We start from the raw sequence: 15,411 nt of genomic DNA, 5'->3' as shown, positions 1-15,411 counted from the left end.
CGTCTTACTTGATGCTTGTTTGAGTTTTACTCAAAAGAGTTTGGTATTCCAATGATTCAGCAGCGAGACGCGTACGCATCTCTTGTGGTGAGGATGTTTGAACTTCCATGCCTTGCGCATTCAGTTTTTCATAGAAAGCAGGGATGGCCGTTGCTTTTTTGATTGCCGCGTTCAGTTTTGTAATGATAGCTTCGGGTGTGTTCGCAGGAGCGATCACACCTTGCCAAGTGTAAGCCTGATAGCCTGGCAAAAATTCTGCAATGCTAGGCGTATTGGGTGTCGCGACGCCACGCCGTTCGCCAGTGGTCGCCAGCATAATCAGACGTTGGTGCTTGATGTGATCGGTATTGCCTACAAGAGAGGTAAACATGATGTCGACTCGACCCGCGAGTAGATCGATCAGTGCGGGACCTGCACCTTTGTAGGGTACATGTGTCATGTCAATCTTGGCTGCGTTACGGAAGGCTTCTCCCGCTAGATGCTGAGCCGATCCATTTCCAGACGAAGCAAAATTTATTTTCCCGGGATTTTCTCGTGCGTACTTTAGGAGCTGATCAACTGTTTGGATTTTCAGGCTAGGTGAGACGAGTAGCGCTAAGGGTTGTATCGTTGTAAACGATACATGCGAGAAGTCTTTGATCGGATCGTAGGTTGGACCGTTGTGTAGGAGAGGCGTAATGATGAAAGCGTTTGTTCCAAACAACAATGTGTGGCCATCGGCAGGTGCGCGTCTGACTGAGTCTGATCCGACCAGAGTTCCGCCACCCGCCTTGTTTTCTACGATGACAGACTGGCTAAGAATTTGAGTGAGTTCCTGTGCCAACATGCGTGCGACGATGTCGGTTGCACCGCCGGGTGCATAAGCAACTACAAGTTTAAGTGGCTTGTCAGGAAAGTCGCGCGCCTGCGCGTCCGCAGGTGGGAAGATAAAGGTGCAGAGCAAGCCAAGAGTGGCCATTAAACTTGCTTTCTTCATAAAGTGACTCCAGACGGAAACATGATCGGCTGTGTGGTGCCGTTTGGCCCAAATAGCCGGGTTGCCATCACCTGGCATCTTTCTATGTATCGATGCTCATGTGGTTCGTAGTCTGCAACCGCATTGTGGGTGGTGCCGATGTTATCCCACATGAGTAATGAATTTTTCTTCCACTGGTAGGTATAGAGATATTTGTCTTGGAGTTGATGCTCGAAAAGAAACTCGAGCGTTGCACTACTTTCCTCTTCAGAAAGGTCATTGATCCTAATGGCGTAGCCAGGGTTCGCGTAGAGAACTTTCTTGCCGGTGATGGGATGAGTGAGAAAAGCGGGATGAGTGGCTGGCGGACGTGCCTGGCGCTCCTGTTCGCTCAGAGCAGGGCGTGTGCTCCCGGGTCTTGCCCGCATCATTTCCCAAAATTTATTGAAGTCATGGGTGATAGTTTTGGTTTCAAGTGTTTTCTTAAGTGCGAGAGGCAAGTCCTCATAGGCCGCATGCATATCCCTAAATTGTGTTGCACCCAAGGGCCTCCCATCGCGGTGTGGGATGGTCTTGCCGTACAGGATGTTCGCCAGTGCAATCGTTTTAGAGTACGACATATCGGTATGCCACGACTGTCCCGCATCTTTGAGGCCTAACGCTTGGCCGTCCTTCGTCATGTTCGACAGAATCATGACTTCAGGGTGACCCTTTGCTTGCGCTCTCCCGCCTGGGCTAATGTAGAGTTGTCCAAAGCGTTCGCTAAAGGACTTGAGGTCAGTCGTTGTCAGGGCCTGCTCCGGAAACTCTAAGACTCCGTGTTGTCCCAGTGCTCGCATCAATGCATCGACCTGGCTTTCTTTTAATGTGCTGGATAAATCAAGCTCAAGAACGCGAGCCCCCAGTGTGACGGAATTTGGTTCGATGATCATATCAGTCTCGAAAAAAGCGCTACGCTGAGCATAACGCCAGAACAGGCTGAAGCGAAGTCATCGCTGAGGCAGAATTTGTGCAGCGCATTAAAGAAATGGTAGGCTGGACTGGGTTGTTGCTGCTGAGTTCACGGCCTCGCTCTCTGGTAATAGGTTCGCCGCCCGCACACCAAGAAGACGTACGCGTTGCTCTAGCGGGACACGCTTGAGGCACTCGGTTGCGGCGTGCCGAATCTCGGGTCCTGTGGAGATGCCGTTCGTTAGAGTCAGGTCACGCGTAATGACTTGGAAGTCTGCAAATTTAATTTTTATCCCAATGGTCTTACAGGCGTAGCCTTTACGGGTCAAATCTTCAGAGAGTCTTAAGCAAAGTTTGGTGAACGCTTCTGATAACAAGGGCCGGTCGTGTTTCGAATGAAGGTCGCGTTCGAAAGTTGTTTCGCGGCTGATAGATTTAGGTTCTGACCATGTGACGACGGGGCGATCGTCAATGCCATGCGCTGCTTGATGCATCCAGGTCCCCGTTGCTCGACCAAAATTAGCGACTAACAATTCAGGAGGCGCGGACGCAAGCTCCCCCACGGTAATGATGCCTAATTGCCCAAGTTTCTCATTTGCTTTCGGTCCAATTCCATTAATTTTTTTTGCAGGGAGTGGCCATATTCGATTTTTTAGATCGTCGAATGGCAGAATGGTTAGCCCATTAGGTTTCTCTAGGTCTGAGCAAATCTTGGATAGAAGTTTATTTGGGCTAATACCGATCGAACAACTCAACCCTGTGGCCTCGAGGACCTTCGCCTTGATTCGTTGGGCAATCGAGAGAGTGTCCTCCTCGAGGCTACTCAAATCAATGTAGATTTCATCGATTCCGCGATCTTCGATTGCCGGTGCGATCTGAGCGACCGCGCGTTTGAACAATTGTGAATAGTGTCTATATGCGTCGAAGTTTGCTGGCAAAAGGATGGCATCAGGGGCAAGCAGAGCTGACTTCATTAGCCCCATCCCTGAGAAAACGCCAAGCGCCCGCGCTTCATAGGTGGAGGTGGTGACGACACCACGACCTATATAGTCTTTGAGGCGGGTGAAATGTTCAAGGCCGGCCCCACCTTTAGCAGCTGCCGTGCTGGCGTTTCGTCCTCCAACAACGACGGGATGCCCTCGCAGCTCCGGATAGCTCAGGAGCTCCACTGACGCAAAAAAAGCATCCATGTCCAGGTGAGCAATTCGTCGTGCGCGTGTCATGGCCTAAGTGTAGGGGAATCCTTTGCCTCTGGGTGTCCAGATCAAGCGATTTTTTGAGGTCAAACATGCTGGAGCCAGCATGCTTTCTCTAGCCTGATTAAAATACGGGTAAATCAACTTAACGCGCAGGTCTTCGGGTCTCATGAAATGAACGCAAACGTCGCATCCACCTCAACGAACAATCTGCACATAGCCGCTTTCCACACAATGCCCACACCGCATGCGGTTCAAGCGAAGCTTCCACTTACCGAGGCAGCGACTCGGACTGTGGAAAATGGCAGAGATGAATTGATTCGCATTCTTAAGGGGGAAGATAAGCGTCGTTTTGTTGTAGTGGGCCCGTGCTCTATCCACGATCCTATCGCGGGAATGGACTATGCCCGCAGGCTGAAAGCGTTGGCTGCCGAGGTCTCCGATGTATTGATGCTCGTGATGCGGGTATATTTTGAAAAGCCGCGTACGACGGTCGGTTGGAAAGGCTATATCAACGATCCTCACATGGACGATACGTTTCGTATCGATGAGGGGATGGTGCTTGCGAGACAGTTTTTACTTGATGTCAATGAGCTTGGCTTGCCTGCTGGTACGGAAGCGCTCGATCCTATTTCTCCACAATACCTAGGAGACTTGATCGCCTGGAATGCAATTGGTGCACGCACGACTGAATCGCAGACCCACCGTGAAATGTCCTCTGGGTTATCGACGCCAGTCGGTTTCAAAAACGCAACGAATGGAGAGGTCGGTGTCGCGGTGAACGCGATTCTTTCCGCATCTCGTCCGCATCGATTTTTGGGGATTTCCAGCGATGGGAAAGTTTCGATTGTGCACACGACGGGTAATCCCTACGGGCATCTCGTGTTACGAGGAGGGGATGGTCGTCCAAACTACGATACCGTATCGATTGCTTTGGCTGAAGAAGGTTTGAAGAAAGCGAAGCTCACTCCTAATATCGTGGTCGACTGTTCGCATGCGAACAGCTACAAGAAACCCGAGCTTCAACCCTTGGTGATGGCTGATGTCATTAGTCAGATCGTTGCGGGCAATCGATCGGTAGTCGGGGTCATGATTGAATCTAATATTGTGGCGGGAAATCAATCGATTCAAGCCGATCGCAGCAAAATGACGTATGGATGCTCTGTGACTGACGGGTGCGTTGACTGGGAAACTACGGCCAGCATGATTCGGGACGCTGCTCAGCGCCTGCGCGGAGTGCTGGTGTAAGTGCGCTAATTAGTCAAAGCCGTAGAGTGCGGCAGGATTCGTCACGAATATTTTTTTGATGACGGCCTCACTCTCGGTCCAGCGACTCATCAGGTCGAGTAACCGCGCATCGTCAGGCTTGATGACTTCTGTCGGGTGCGGCCAGTCGCTGCCCCATACCAAGCGCTCTGGCGCTATCTTGATCCAGTGCCTAGGGACGGCATCGATGTCAAGATATTGGCCGCGCTCACCCAACTGACTGTCGAGGTAGGGGCCAGAGAGCTTTACCCATGTGCGTCCACGCTCAAGGAGCGCGTTCATGATGCGCACAGCCGGGTGATTGACCCCTGCAGGTTGTGGCAGTCTTGCCATGTGATCGATGACTAGGCGCGAGGGTAAGCGTTTGAGCATTGCTTCATGCGCTACGAATTGGTCGGCGGTCCAGTGGAGTTGCAAGTGCCATCCAAAGGGTTCGACGCGATGTGAGAGCTCTTCGACCATATCGAAGCTTGCGGCTGCGTGGGTGGGCGTATACAGAGAGAAACGAATGCCGCGAATTCCAGCACGGTCTAACTCCTGTATTTGTGCATCGGTTGTGTCGGTCCTGAGCACGGCAACACCACGTGCGTTCTGTATGCCCAGTTGCTCGATCGCGTCGACGGTGACGCGATTATCAACGCCATAACTTCGAGGCGTCACGATGATTGCCCTTGTAGTACCGAGTCTTTTTTGAAGTTGACGGTACTCGTTAACAGTCGCCTTGTCCAACGAATGCGCTGCATCTACTGCGGTCGGAAACCGAGCGTCGTAGATATGGAGGTGAGAGTCGCAAGCACCAGCTGGCAAGCGCAAGGTGGGCGCAGCGATGCCTGCCGTGTTTGGGATCATCATTTTTTTGAAGCTTTGAGTCGTAAACGTTTTGCTTCGTTGCGTACAAGATCGGTGTGCTGGCCAAGCGTCGGGGCTGCAAACGGTTCCGGCCCTGGAGTGCGACTAAAGCGAAGCGATCGCTTCAAGCCGCGGTACCGCCCAACAACCGGATGGTCAAACGTTGTGATCATGTCCTGACTTTGCACCTGTGGGTGCTCAAACATATCTTCAACGCTTCTGGCCGCCGAACAAGGAACCTCTTCACCAAAAATAGCTTCCCATTCCAACGCTGATTTACTACTAAGCGCGCGGTGGATGATGGGTACAATTTCTGCTTGATGCGCCGCGCGTTTACGAACCGTGTCGTAACGCTCGTCTACACCTAGATCGTCTAATCCCAGCTTTTTGCATAACGCGATCCAGAAATGGGGCGTGTTGGCTGAGATGTATAAGTAACCATCTTTTGTGGGATGCAGACCAGTGATGCCGCCAGAGCGCATATCGCGACCCACGTCACGGCCTTCATTTTCAGCCCAGATTAGGCGAGCGGATTGGAGTGTCATGGCAGCTGATAGTAGCGACACACTGACAAACTGCCCTTGCCCAGAACGCTCTCGCTCGAAGAGCGCCGAAGACACGGCGCCCGCGACCAGAGCCGAGGCGTAGTAGTCGACAATGGATCCGTAAAGGATTTCTGGGGGACCGTCCTTTTTTCCTTGTAGGGTACACATGCCCGTCATGGTCTGTAATACCTGATCAAAGCCCGCCTTGTCTTTCAGGGGGCCCGTTTCACCATAGCCACTGACTGTGCAATAAATGAGTCTCGGATTTAAGGCCTTGAGTTGTTCGTAACCGATCCCAATGCGAGGGGCGACGGTCGGCCGAAAGTTATGCACCAGTACATCGGCGCTCTCGATAAGCGTGAGCAATGTTGCGAGATCATCAGGATGTTTCACGTCGAGCACGGCGGATAGTTTGCTGCGATTGACACCTAAAAACGCTCGACTTTCCGCTTCGAGCGTTGATGGGTATTTCCTGAGGTTGTCGCCAGAGGGAGGCTCTATCTTGACAATTTCTGCGCCCTGATCAGCCAGAAGGGAGCAGGCGTAAGGACCAGCAATATACGCAGACATGTCGACGACACGCACGCCGCTCAGTGGTCCCAGAGAGCCGCTGCGATTAGGCAGTTCAGAAAAAGAGTGTGGTGCTTGAGTGCTCATATGCTGCGCTTAGTCCGCTTGAATGTTAGCGTTCAGGGCAATCGCTTTCCAGCGATCGAGTTCGTTGACTAAGTGATTCCCAAAGGCTTCTGCAGTCATGGCAACTGGTGAGGCACCTTCTTTGACGAAAAAGGATTTCATTGCCTCGGATGTAATGATCTGATTGATAGACTTGTTGAGCTTTTCGACAACGGGCTTAGGTGTGCCGGCAGGAGCCAGAACGCCCCACCAGAGATCGACTGCAGCCTTAGGAAAGCCAGCTTCTTTTAGTCCGCGAATCTCAGGTGCGACTTCAGAGCGATCTACAGTCGTGACGGCAAGGGCACGAATCTTATCGTTCTTGACTTGTGAGAGTAATGAGGGTGCGCTCGCGATAATCATATCGATTTGCCCGCTTAGTAAGTCTGTCACGGCAGGTCCCATCCCCTTGTAGGGAACGTGCGTCATTTTTATGTTGGCAGCCTCTGACAGCAGTTCCGAGGCAAACTGGTTAATGCTACCGACGCCCGAGGTTCCGTAGTTGAGCTTGCCAGGGTTTGCCTTGGCAAACGAAACGAGATCCTCGATTGTTTTGAAAGGCGTGTTGTTACCAACCGTGATAAGCATCGGACCTTTCGCGAGCATTGCAATCGGTGTAAAGCTTTTAATCGCGTCATACTGCAGATTCTTTCGTACCGCTGCACCTGTCGTAAATGTGGAGGACAGCACGACTAAGGTGTAGCCGTCAGCAGGTGCTTTGGCCAGCAAGACGTTGGCTAAAATGCCGCCCGCTGCAGGCTTGTTGTCGACAACAACCGATACACCAAGAGTTTCCTGCAGCTGCTTACCAATGGCGCGCGCAAAGATGTCGTTTGATCCACCTGGGGCACTTCCGACGAGTAGCGTGATCGGCTTATTTGGAAAGTCCGTTTGGGCATGAACCGTTGCGAGTGTTGCGCAGAGCACGAAACCAGTGATGACGCGCATACAGTTGGTTAAGGTAAACATAGATTAATTCCTTTTAGGGGAGGTCAGGCGTGTCAGGGAATCAGACCCATGCTCTTGGCGTTGGCCACGAGCGCTTGGGCACTTCTTAAAAAGGGTGGGTCAATCATTTTGCCGTCTACGACATAGGCGCCAACACCCTCAGCCTCCGCTTGGGCAGCCGCATCTAAGATACGCAGCGCGTGTGCGATTGCTTCGTCGCTAGGTCTGAAGGCGTCATTGGCCATCACGACTTGGCTGGGATGAATGCATGTCTTGCCTGTATAGCCCAGGCTGGCAGCAAAGCCTGCTTCGTGTTTGAAGCCCTCGGTATTCTTGATGTCGGCATAAGCCGCATCAAATGCCGCGACACCGGCTTCGGCCGCAGCCATCTTCATTTCCATCATGGCATATTGCACTGCAAAGAGTTCTTTGCGAGAGACGGCGATGGGCTCGAATAAGTCTGCGAGCCCTAGCTGAAGTCCCGCCACGCGCGGGTGTGCGCTTGCAAGCTCAAAAGCGGTACGCAGTGCTTTAGGCGTCTCGACATTGAGCAGTACTTTAATTGGCGTCAGTCCGTTCGCGTTAACGCCGTTTTTGCGCTCGGCAGCTTCGATCATGCCAACTGCTTGCCGCACTGCCTCAGCATTCTCCGGCTTTGGAATATTAATCATGTCAAGACCGGCTCTGACTACTTCGGCAATATCTTGTTCAAAAAAACGAGTGTCCATCGCGTTGACACGCACAATGACGCATTTGTTCGTTTCTATGGCGGACGGGGACGCCATCCAGCCTGCAAGCGTCATGCGAGCCGACTCCTTTTTTGACTCGGCGACCGCATCCTCAAGATCAAAAGACAGAGCGTCTGCGGCACTGGCTAACGCTTTATCAAAAAGCTCTGGTCGCGAACCAGGCACAAAAAGTTTGCTTCGCATGTTGGGGCTCGTAGTTTGCTTCGCCAAGTTGGCACAGATCTAACTATAGTGGATCAGAAAAAAATGCAATCAATGTGCTGCGGCGCAACAAGACGCATGGGGGGGTATGGCGCAGGCTGCATTTAAGTCCGCCACACTGTAGTATTCCATTATCAAACCGAACCCCATAAATTTACGCCTCGGAGATGTCATGAACTTAACGAAAATTGTCCAAGCTAGCTTGGTGGCAATATGCCTGGGTAGTGCAGCCTCGAGTCATGCCCAGGGAGCCGCTGCGCCCGCCTATCCGGCCAAAACAATCCGCTTGCTGGTTGGCTTCGCCCCTGGCGGTGGAACGGATTCGGCAGCCCGTACAGTCGCGGTCAAGCTGTCGGAGTTGATTGGACAAAGTGTGGTGGTCGACAACAGGCCAGGCGCAGGCGGTAATATCGCCGCCGATGCAGTCGCGAATGCTGCACCAGATGGGTACACAATTGGGTTGGCGAACATCGGATCCTTGGCGGTCAACCCCCACATGCCTGATGGCACACCCTATAAAACGCTCAAAGATTTTGCCATGATTAGTAATGGCGTGACCTTCGGGAATATTCTCGTCGTGCGAGCTGACTCGAATATAAAAACCTTGGCTGATTACATCGCGGCAGCCAAGAACAAAGATAAACCTTTGTTTTATGGCTCGCCAGGCTTAGGCAGTGCCGGTCACCTTGCGGGTGAGTTGTTGCAGGCGCGTACTGGAACTTCCGCAGAGCATATTAATTACAAAGGTGGTGGCCCGGCGATGACGGCGTTATTGGCTGGTGATATCCAAGCTATTTTCGCAAGCGCTCCGACAGCAATTCCCCAAATCAAGGGAGGCAAGATACGTGCGATTGCTGTGACGGGCGCGCAACGTGCACAGGCCTTGCCTGATGTACCCACCATCGCTGAGCTTGGTTTCCCTGGGTATCAAGCGACGAACTGGTACAGCTTCGTGGCACCGGCACGAACACCTGATGCAATCGTTCAGAAACTCAATGAGGCTTTGGTGGCCGCTCTGCGTGACCCTAAGACTATTGAGCGCTTAGAGACCTCTGCGATGGAGCCTGATCCCTCGACACCACAGGAGATGCGCGCGTTCGTTGAAAAGGAATACGAGACTTGGGGTGACGTGGTGCGCAAGCTCAAACTTAAGCGTTAAAGATCATGCCCTCTACGATTGTTGAAAAGATTTTAGCCAAGCATGCGGGACGCGATCGCGTCAGCGCAGGCGAGGTTGTCGTTGCAAATATCGATTTTGCGATGGTGACGGACACGCGTGCAGTCAACACCATCAAAATGATCGACAAGTTCGGCGACCAGCCGTTGCAGTTCGCAAAAAATACTGCACTAGTGCTTGATCACTACTCGCCACCTCCGAGCTTGGAGGCCGCGCAAATCCACAGTGAAATGCGCAACTTTGCCGCTGAGCGTGGCACCAAACTTTATGACATCGGCGACGGTATCTGCCATCAAGTGTTGCCCGAAGGCGGGCATTTGACTTGTGGGGATCTCGTCGTTGGCACCGACACACACTCTGTGACCTACGGAGCTTTCAATGCTCTAGGAACGGGCATTGAAGGGACGGATGTATCGGCCGTGATGATGAGTAGCAAGCTTTGGTTTCGTGTACCCCACACGGTTCGAATCAATTTGCGCGGTCGCCTGGCACCCGGCGTCTGGGCTAAGGACATCACGCTCGCGATGTTGGGGCGCTTTGGTGCCGAGGGTCTGAACGATATTGCCATTGAATATGTCGGAGAAGCTGTCGCTGCAATGGATATCGACGATCGCATGACACTTTGCAACCACGCCGCTGAGCTTGGTGCAATGGCCGCTATTCTTGAGGCGGACGAGAAAACGTTTGCATGGCTGCGAGCGCACGGCGCAAAAGAGCCGTCCCCCGTTTTTGCTGATGCAGACGCTCAGTATCTTGAACAAATTGATTTCGATGTCTCTGGCTTAGCGCCGCAGCTCGCGCGTAAACATGAGGTGGATGATATTGTTGCCATCACAGAGGTTGTGGGTCAAAAAATTCAGTTTGCGTTGATCGGTACCTGCACGAATGGTCGCTTAGACGACATTCGTCAGGCTGCGTCCATCTTGAAGGGAAAGAAGTTGGCCGCTGGCGTGCGAATGATTGTGACTCCGGCCTCACGTCAAATATACCTAGCCGCGCTAAGAGAGGGGCTCATTGAGGTTCTGACCACGGCGGGTGCCTCTTTTGAGTCCGCAGGCTGCGGTACCTGTGTAGGTATTACGAACCGTCTGGTTCCCGGCGATGGCGATACCGTTATCTCGACAGCAAACAGAAACTTCAAGGGGCGGTTGAGTAACAAGAATGCGGATATCTGGTTGGGGTCCGCCGCAACCGTTGCCGCCTCAGCCTTGACTGGCTACATCACCGATCCGCGTGATGTGGTGGGCGGAACATGGAGGGCCGTTGCATGATGGCCACGCATACATTACAGGTGTCAGGGCTTGGTTTTGTTTTAGGCAATGATGTCAATACAGACATACATTGTTCCAATAAGTACTTGCCAGGAAAGGATGCTGCTTATGTTGCGCAGCACGCCTTTGAGCAACTTTCGCCTGAGCTTGCCGCTCATGTGGGTGCAAACGGAGGCGGTATTTTGGTGGCGGGCCACCATTTTGGAATCAATTCGTCGCGGGAGCAGGCTACGCATGTATTGCATGCAATGAAAATTCGAGCGGTTGTTGCCAAATCTTTCGGCAGACAGTTTTTTCGTAACGCGATCAATAATGGCTTGCCAGTCTTTGAGTGCGACACAGATCAGATCCTTGCTGGTCAAACCATCAACATTGATTTTGGGACCGGCGAGCTTATCGCTGCAGGTCAACGCATACAGCAGGCGCATCGCTTGCCATCGGAGATCCTGGCGATTTTGTCGTTAGGTGGTCTCATTCCTTTTCTAAAAAAATACCCTGATTGGAAGTTTGCATGACAACTGTAACTGCAACGCAAAAGCGCCGTGCTTTGCGTGAACTGTTAACGAGAGCTCAGGCCGTGCGTGCGCCCGGGATTTATGACGGCTACGGTGCACGACTGGTGGAGCAGGCTGGTTTTTCGGCGGTCTATATGACGGGGAACGGTGTATCCGCGAGCCTGCTCGGGCGTCCAGATGTCGGCTTAATCGACTTGACGCTGATGACAGATCACGCACGTCGTGTTTCGGGGTCTGTGAGTATTCCGCTCATTTGCGATGCGGACACCGGTTACGGTAATGTGGTAAACGTTCGACGCACAATTGCTGAGTTCGAAGCGGCTGGTGTCGCTGCCATTCATATGGAAGATCAGATTTCGCCTAAGCGTTGTGCGCAAATGCCTGGTGATCGTTCCGTCTTGGAGTTCGATGAAGCGGTATCAAAAATCGCTGCGGCCAGTGCCGCACGCTCTGATCCCGAGTTTGTTTTGATCGCGCGTACCGATTCTGCAGGGGCGCTTGGTTTATCGGAAGCGATTCGCAGGGCACGCGCTTTCGAACAAGAGGGCGCTGATGCTGTATTTGTTGAGCTCAAGGCGAGCCCCTCGCTCATGGAAGACATCGCAGCAATCAAGGCGGCGGTGCGTGTTCCTGTTGTCGTGAATATGGATAGCGGTGGTGCTTTAGCAGGGCTATCGTTTGAGATGATGAAAGCTGCCGGAATTGACCTTGGTATTTATCCCGCAATGGCTCGAGGTGCTTTTGGTTTTGCAATGACTGCAGCCTTGGGCCATTTGTCCAAAGAGGGAAATATGCAGGGTTTTTCTGGGCAGATGTTTAACTCCGCCCAGTACAACGCGGCGCTAGGCATCGATGAGATTGAAGCGTGGGAAAAACGCTTCGACCGTTAAGCTGACGTACTCGTTAAGCGCGATGCTCAAGCAAGAAATTTCACGAAGTTTGACACAGGCTCGCGCTCGCTAATCAGGGAGTTTTCAATTTTGCTCATGTCGGCTACGCCGAGGGCGAGCCCACACATCACAATTTCGTCCTCAGGGATTCCAACTATCTGACGTATGGTGGGATGGAAACGATTAAAGGCAGCTTGCGCGCAGGTGTCAAGATTGCGACCGCGAGCCGCCACCATAAAGCTTTGCAGGAAACAGCCAAAATCTAGCCAAGATCCGGTATTCATTTTTCGTTCAATCGTAAAAATGATTCCAACAGGCGCACCGAAAAACGTATAGTTCTTGCCGTGTTGTGCGTGCATTCCAGCTTTGTCGTCACGGCCAAGACCCAATAATTTATAAAGGGCTAGGCCAACTTTACGGCGACGATCAATGTAAGGAGATTCCCACTCGGTGGGGTAGTAGCGGTAGTCTTCTTTTAAAGCTTCGAAGCGAGTCTTGTCGTTGTAAATGTCGAGAATGGCATTGGACAAGCGATCCTTGATCTCTCCGGTCAAGACATACGCCTTCCACGGTTGGGTGTTTGAGCCAGATGGCGCACGCGCTGCAACCTCAAACATTTTTTCAATTTCTTCCCGAGGGACGGGCGTCGGTAAAAAGGCGCGCATCGAGTGACGGGAGATCATGGCGTCGTCCACGATTTGCTGTTGAGTATTTTTAATCATTGGGGTGCCTTCTTTGCATCATTGGTAATCATTGAGTTGGCTATTTTGCCGCATTGCCACATGTCTGTGCGGCGTTTTGGCACTTTCAGCGTTATCTTTGCCAATTTTTTGTAAACCCATACAATCGAGTCAAACAATAAGGGAGATTCTCGATGAGTGCTACGGCGATGCAGGCATTTAGTGACAGCGCGCGTGACTTGTTAAGTCGCAATGGGGCGATTGAGCGCTTGCGCCGTTTACGCGACGCGGATGTCGGGTTTGATCGTGTGGCATGGCAAGAGCTCGCCAATGCTGGGTGGCTGGGCATTTTGGTTTCTGAGGACGAGGGCGGACTCGGATTAGGCTTGCGGGAAATGTCTGCGATCGCGCAAGAGGTTGGTCAGGCGCTGTTACCCGAGCCTTATATCGCTGGTGCAGTGCAGGTTGCTACCGTTTTGATGGGAGTACCGCCGAGCGCCTTGCGCAGTCAGTTGCTCGAGCAGCTAGTGAGTGGCTCTTGTGTGGCCGGACTCGCTTGGCAAGAGAAACTAGGGCAGATGCAAGCGCTAGAAGTGCTCACAGCGAAGAGTGTCGTGCAGAACGACATGCTTTGCCTGTCGGGAAATAAGTCTTTTGTCAGCCCGTCGAATGGAGCAGATGGCTGGATTGTCTTGGCGATGCAGCAGTCTGAGCCTGTACTTGTGTGGGTGCCTTCTGATTCGAGGGGACTTGTGTGTGAAGAGCTCCGCGGGGCGGATGGTCTACCCACCTGTACCTTGAAGCTAATGAATGTCGCTGTGCCCACAGACAATGTTTTGTTGCGAGGTAAGGATGCGCTTGCTCTTGTCGATGTTGCAAACGATCGAGCGCGCGTCATACAGTCCGCTGAACTACTGGGCGTGATGAGAAAGGCGTTGAGTCAGACAATCGACTATCTTGGAACCCGCAAACAGTTTGGCCAAGCGATAGGCAGTTTTCAGGCGCTTAAGCATCGCGCAGTCGATGCATATATTCAAGTCGAGTTGTCCGCCTCTTGTGTTGAGGATGTCCTTACTCAAATAGAGCTGGGTGGGGCGCTTTCTGCTTTAGCAAGCAGAGCAAAGTCTCGTACTGTTTACGCCGCGTTGTTAGTGACCCGGATGGCGATTCAGTTCCATGGCGCGATGGGTTTTACAGATGAGTGCGATATTGGCTTGTATTACAAGCGAACGCTCAAACTGTCTGCGCAGCTTGGAAATTTAAATGGACATCGTATGCGCTTCTTTCAACAGACTGCACCCGAGTCCTCGACGACCGCACAAGTTACAACAACAGAGTTTCCGTCGCAGGCCGACTGGGACGCGATGTCAGAAAAAGATTTTCGTCAGATGCTACGCAGCTTCTATTCAACAAACTACCCCGAGACTTTGCGCAACGTCCCACGTCGTCTGCACTGGCATGAGATCAAAGATTGGTATATGACGTTGTCGCGTCAAGGTTGGGTCGCCCCAGCGTGGCCCAAGCATTTTGGAGGAATGGGTCTGTCGCCAGAAAAGATGATTGCGTATGTGGAAGAGCAGGAACAGTACGGGGTAGCACGTGCGCCGGATATGGGGGTTGTCATGATTGGTCCGCTCTTAATACAGCGCGGGAGTGCGGCACAACAACAGAAATTTCTGCCGAAAATCATTGCTGGAGAGCACATCTGGTGTCAAGGTTATTCGGAGCCTGGTGCTGGCTCTGACTTGGCTTCACTGCGGACTGAGGCGGTTCAAGATGGTGATGTGTTTGTCGTGAACGGTCAGAAAATCTGGACGACCTTGGCGCAAGATGCCACGCATATGTTCGCTCTGGTGCGTACGGATAAAGAAGCAAAAAAACAAGCGGGTATTAGTTTTTTGTTGATTGATTTAGCGACGCCTGGGATTACGATCAGACCGATTAAAGACATTGTGGGTTATGAAGAGTTTTGCGAGGTTTTTTTCGATAATGTTCGCGTGCCTGTCGATAACCTTGTAGGAGAGTTAAACCAAGGCTGGACCATTGCCAAGACGCTTTTGGGCTTTGAAAGGATTTTTCTCGGCAGCCCGAAACAGTCACGCTACGCGATGAGTCAACTCACAGCCATGGCTGAACATCTGGAGCTTTTCTCCGATGCCGTTTTTGTTTCGCGCTATGCCGAATTAATGCTGGATGTTGCTGATCAGGTGTCAGGCTATACACATTATGCCGAGATGGTGAAGCGCGGAGATGTGTTGCCCCCTAGTGTTTCTCTGCTGAAAATCTGGGGTACAGATACTTATCAACGAATTTGCGCGCTGATGGTCGAGTATGCGCAGGAGCATGGCGCCTCGGGCTTTAATACCGAGTTGTCTCCTGCTGGATTAAATGTGCCAGCGATTATGCTGAACTCAATACCCTCCACGATTTATGGTGGCAGCACAGAAGTGCAGAAAGAAATTCTGGCTAAGCATGTACTGAAGTTGCCGGACTAAGAGCGGTTCGAGCATAAAAAATGCGCTCTCCGAAAAGGAGGCGAACTA

General features: G+C 52.2%; 14 protein-coding genes. 6 read left to right on the top strand and 8 right to left on the bottom strand.

From position 1 onward, the window contains the following. Positions 1–4: 4 nt before the first annotated feature. The 3 genes from KZZ10_RS08660 to dinB all read right to left on the bottom strand — a co-directional run bounded on the left by KZZ10_RS08660 (position 5) and on the right by dinB (position 3,129). A complete protein-coding gene (locus KZZ10_RS08660) occupies positions 5–976 on the bottom strand; it encodes a tripartite tricarboxylate transporter substrate binding protein (RefSeq protein WP_259661119.1) in 972 nt (323 codons plus the stop codon). After that, on the bottom strand, positions 973–1,887 hold the full coding sequence (locus KZZ10_RS08655; RefSeq protein WP_259661118.1) for a TauD/TfdA dioxygenase family protein: 915 nt from the start codon (positions 1,885–1,887) through the stop codon (positions 973–975). The genes KZZ10_RS08660 and KZZ10_RS08655 overlap by 4 nt, the downstream gene beginning before the upstream one ends. An 87-nt stretch (positions 1,888–1,974) precedes the next feature. Beyond that, entirely contained in the window at positions 1,975–3,129 is a 1,155-nt protein-coding gene (gene dinB / locus KZZ10_RS08650) for a DNA polymerase IV (protein WP_259661117.1), read from the bottom strand. Between the two features lie 147 nt (positions 3,130–3,276). On the opposite strand from dinB, the gene KZZ10_RS08645 reads away from it, so the two are divergent. After that, positions 3,277–4,350, top strand: a complete 1,074-nt coding sequence (locus KZZ10_RS08645) for a 3-deoxy-7-phosphoheptulonate synthase (protein WP_259661116.1) — start codon at positions 3,277–3,279, stop codon at positions 4,348–4,350. Between the two features lie 9 nt (positions 4,351–4,359). On the opposite strand, the gene KZZ10_RS08640 is transcribed toward KZZ10_RS08645, so the two are convergent. Genes KZZ10_RS08640 through KZZ10_RS08625 form a run of 4 tightly spaced genes read right to left on the bottom strand, consistent with a single transcriptional unit; the run spans position 4,360 to position 8,317 of the window. Further along, a complete protein-coding gene (locus KZZ10_RS08640; RefSeq protein ID WP_259661115.1) occupies positions 4,360–5,220 on the bottom strand; it encodes an amidohydrolase family protein in 861 nt (286 codons plus the stop codon). Next, entirely contained in the window at positions 5,217–6,419 is a 1,203-nt protein-coding gene (locus KZZ10_RS08635) for a CaiB/BaiF CoA transferase family protein (protein WP_259661114.1), read from the bottom strand. The genes KZZ10_RS08640 and KZZ10_RS08635 overlap by 4 nt, the downstream gene beginning before the upstream one ends. A gap of 9 nt (positions 6,420–6,428) precedes the next feature. After that, complete coding sequence (locus KZZ10_RS08630; RefSeq protein WP_259661113.1) at positions 6,429–7,406, bottom strand: Bug family tripartite tricarboxylate transporter substrate binding protein; 978 nt, start codon at positions 7,404–7,406, stop codon at positions 6,429–6,431. 32 nt (positions 7,407–7,438) lie between these two features. Then, positions 7,439–8,317, bottom strand: coding sequence for an HpcH/HpaI aldolase/citrate lyase family protein (locus KZZ10_RS08625; protein WP_259661112.1), 879 nt, complete (start codon positions 8,315–8,317; stop codon positions 7,439–7,441). Positions 8,318–8,507: 190 nt separating this feature from the next. On the opposite strand from KZZ10_RS08625, the gene KZZ10_RS08620 reads away from it, so the two are divergent. From KZZ10_RS08620 to KZZ10_RS08605, 4 genes are read left to right on the top strand one after another with little or no spacing between them, the layout of a single operon-like run. Further along, on the top strand, positions 8,508–9,494 hold the full coding sequence (locus KZZ10_RS08620; protein ID WP_259661111.1) for a Bug family tripartite tricarboxylate transporter substrate binding protein: 987 nt from the start codon (positions 8,508–8,510) through the stop codon (positions 9,492–9,494). Positions 9,495–9,499: 5 nt separating this feature from the next. Next, positions 9,500–10,783: an aconitase/3-isopropylmalate dehydratase large subunit family protein gene (locus KZZ10_RS08615; RefSeq protein ID WP_259661110.1), complete on the top strand. Its 1,284-nt coding sequence runs from the start codon at positions 9,500–9,502 to the stop codon at positions 10,781–10,783. Further along, complete coding sequence (locus KZZ10_RS08610; RefSeq protein WP_259661109.1) at positions 10,780–11,298, top strand: LeuD/DmdB family oxidoreductase small subunit; 519 nt, start codon at positions 10,780–10,782, stop codon at positions 11,296–11,298. The genes KZZ10_RS08615 and KZZ10_RS08610 overlap by 4 nt, the downstream gene beginning before the upstream one ends. Then, complete coding sequence (locus KZZ10_RS08605; RefSeq protein ID WP_259661108.1) at positions 11,295–12,188, top strand: isocitrate lyase/PEP mutase family protein; 894 nt, start codon at positions 11,295–11,297, stop codon at positions 12,186–12,188. Before KZZ10_RS08610 ends, KZZ10_RS08605 begins: the two co-directional genes overlap by 4 nt. Positions 12,189–12,214: 26 nt before the next feature. Here the strand turns inward: KZZ10_RS08605 and KZZ10_RS08600 are convergent, their stop codons facing one another. After that, positions 12,215–12,910, bottom strand: coding sequence for a nitroreductase (locus KZZ10_RS08600; RefSeq protein WP_259661107.1), 696 nt, complete (start codon positions 12,908–12,910; stop codon positions 12,215–12,217). Between the two features lie 152 nt (positions 12,911–13,062). Between KZZ10_RS08600 and KZZ10_RS08595 the strand changes: the two genes are divergently transcribed. Continuing rightward, complete coding sequence (locus KZZ10_RS08595) at positions 13,063–15,363, top strand: acyl-CoA dehydrogenase family protein (RefSeq protein WP_259661106.1); 2,301 nt, start codon at positions 13,063–13,065, stop codon at positions 15,361–15,363. The last annotated feature ends 48 nt before the right edge of the window (positions 15,364–15,411 follow it).

The organism is Zwartia hollandica, assembly GCF_019923725.1.
GTDB lineage: Bacteria > Pseudomonadota > Gammaproteobacteria > Burkholderiales > Burkholderiaceae_B > Zwartia > Zwartia hollandica.
This window is presented reverse-complemented; position numbering and strand designations above follow the sequence as displayed.

What these genes read in the sequence shown, in the direction of transcription:
- KZZ10_RS08625 (WP_259661112.1), bottom strand. Translation starts at nt 8,317, where the DNA reads ATGCGAAGCAAACTTTTTGTGCCTGGTTCGCGACCAGAGCTTTTTGAT.
- dinB (WP_259661117.1), bottom strand. Translation starts at nt 3,129, where the DNA reads ATGACACGCGCACGACGAATTGCTCACCTGGACATGGATGCTTTTTTT.
- KZZ10_RS08610 (WP_259661109.1), top strand. Translation starts at nt 10,780, where the DNA reads ATGATGGCCACGCATACATTACAGGTGTCAGGGCTTGGTTTTGTTTTA.
- KZZ10_RS08660 (WP_259661119.1), bottom strand. Translation starts at nt 976, where the DNA reads ATGAAGAAAGCAAGTTTAATGGCCACTCTTGGCTTGCTCTGCACCTTT.
- KZZ10_RS08655 (WP_259661118.1), bottom strand. Translation starts at nt 1,887, where the DNA reads ATGATCATCGAACCAAATTCCGTCACACTGGGGGCTCGCGTTCTTGAG.
- KZZ10_RS08615 (WP_259661110.1), top strand. Translation starts at nt 9,500, where the DNA reads ATGCCCTCTACGATTGTTGAAAAGATTTTAGCCAAGCATGCGGGACGC.
- KZZ10_RS08620 (WP_259661111.1), top strand. Translation starts at nt 8,508, where the DNA reads ATGAACTTAACGAAAATTGTCCAAGCTAGCTTGGTGGCAATATGCCTG.
- KZZ10_RS08600 (WP_259661107.1), bottom strand. Translation starts at nt 12,910, where the DNA reads ATGATTAAAAATACTCAACAGCAAATCGTGGACGACGCCATGATCTCC.
- KZZ10_RS08630 (WP_259661113.1), bottom strand. Translation starts at nt 7,406, where the DNA reads ATGTTTACCTTAACCAACTGTATGCGCGTCATCACTGGTTTCGTGCTC.
- KZZ10_RS08605 (WP_259661108.1), top strand. Translation starts at nt 11,295, where the DNA reads ATGACAACTGTAACTGCAACGCAAAAGCGCCGTGCTTTGCGTGAACTG.
- KZZ10_RS08640 (WP_259661115.1), bottom strand. Translation starts at nt 5,220, where the DNA reads ATGATGATCCCAAACACGGCAGGCATCGCTGCGCCCACCTTGCGCTTG.
- KZZ10_RS08635 (WP_259661114.1), bottom strand. Translation starts at nt 6,419, where the DNA reads ATGAGCACTCAAGCACCACACTCTTTTTCTGAACTGCCTAATCGCAGC.
- KZZ10_RS08645 (WP_259661116.1), top strand. Translation starts at nt 3,277, where the DNA reads ATGAACGCAAACGTCGCATCCACCTCAACGAACAATCTGCACATAGCC.
- KZZ10_RS08595 (WP_259661106.1), top strand. Translation starts at nt 13,063, where the DNA reads ATGAGTGCTACGGCGATGCAGGCATTTAGTGACAGCGCGCGTGACTTG.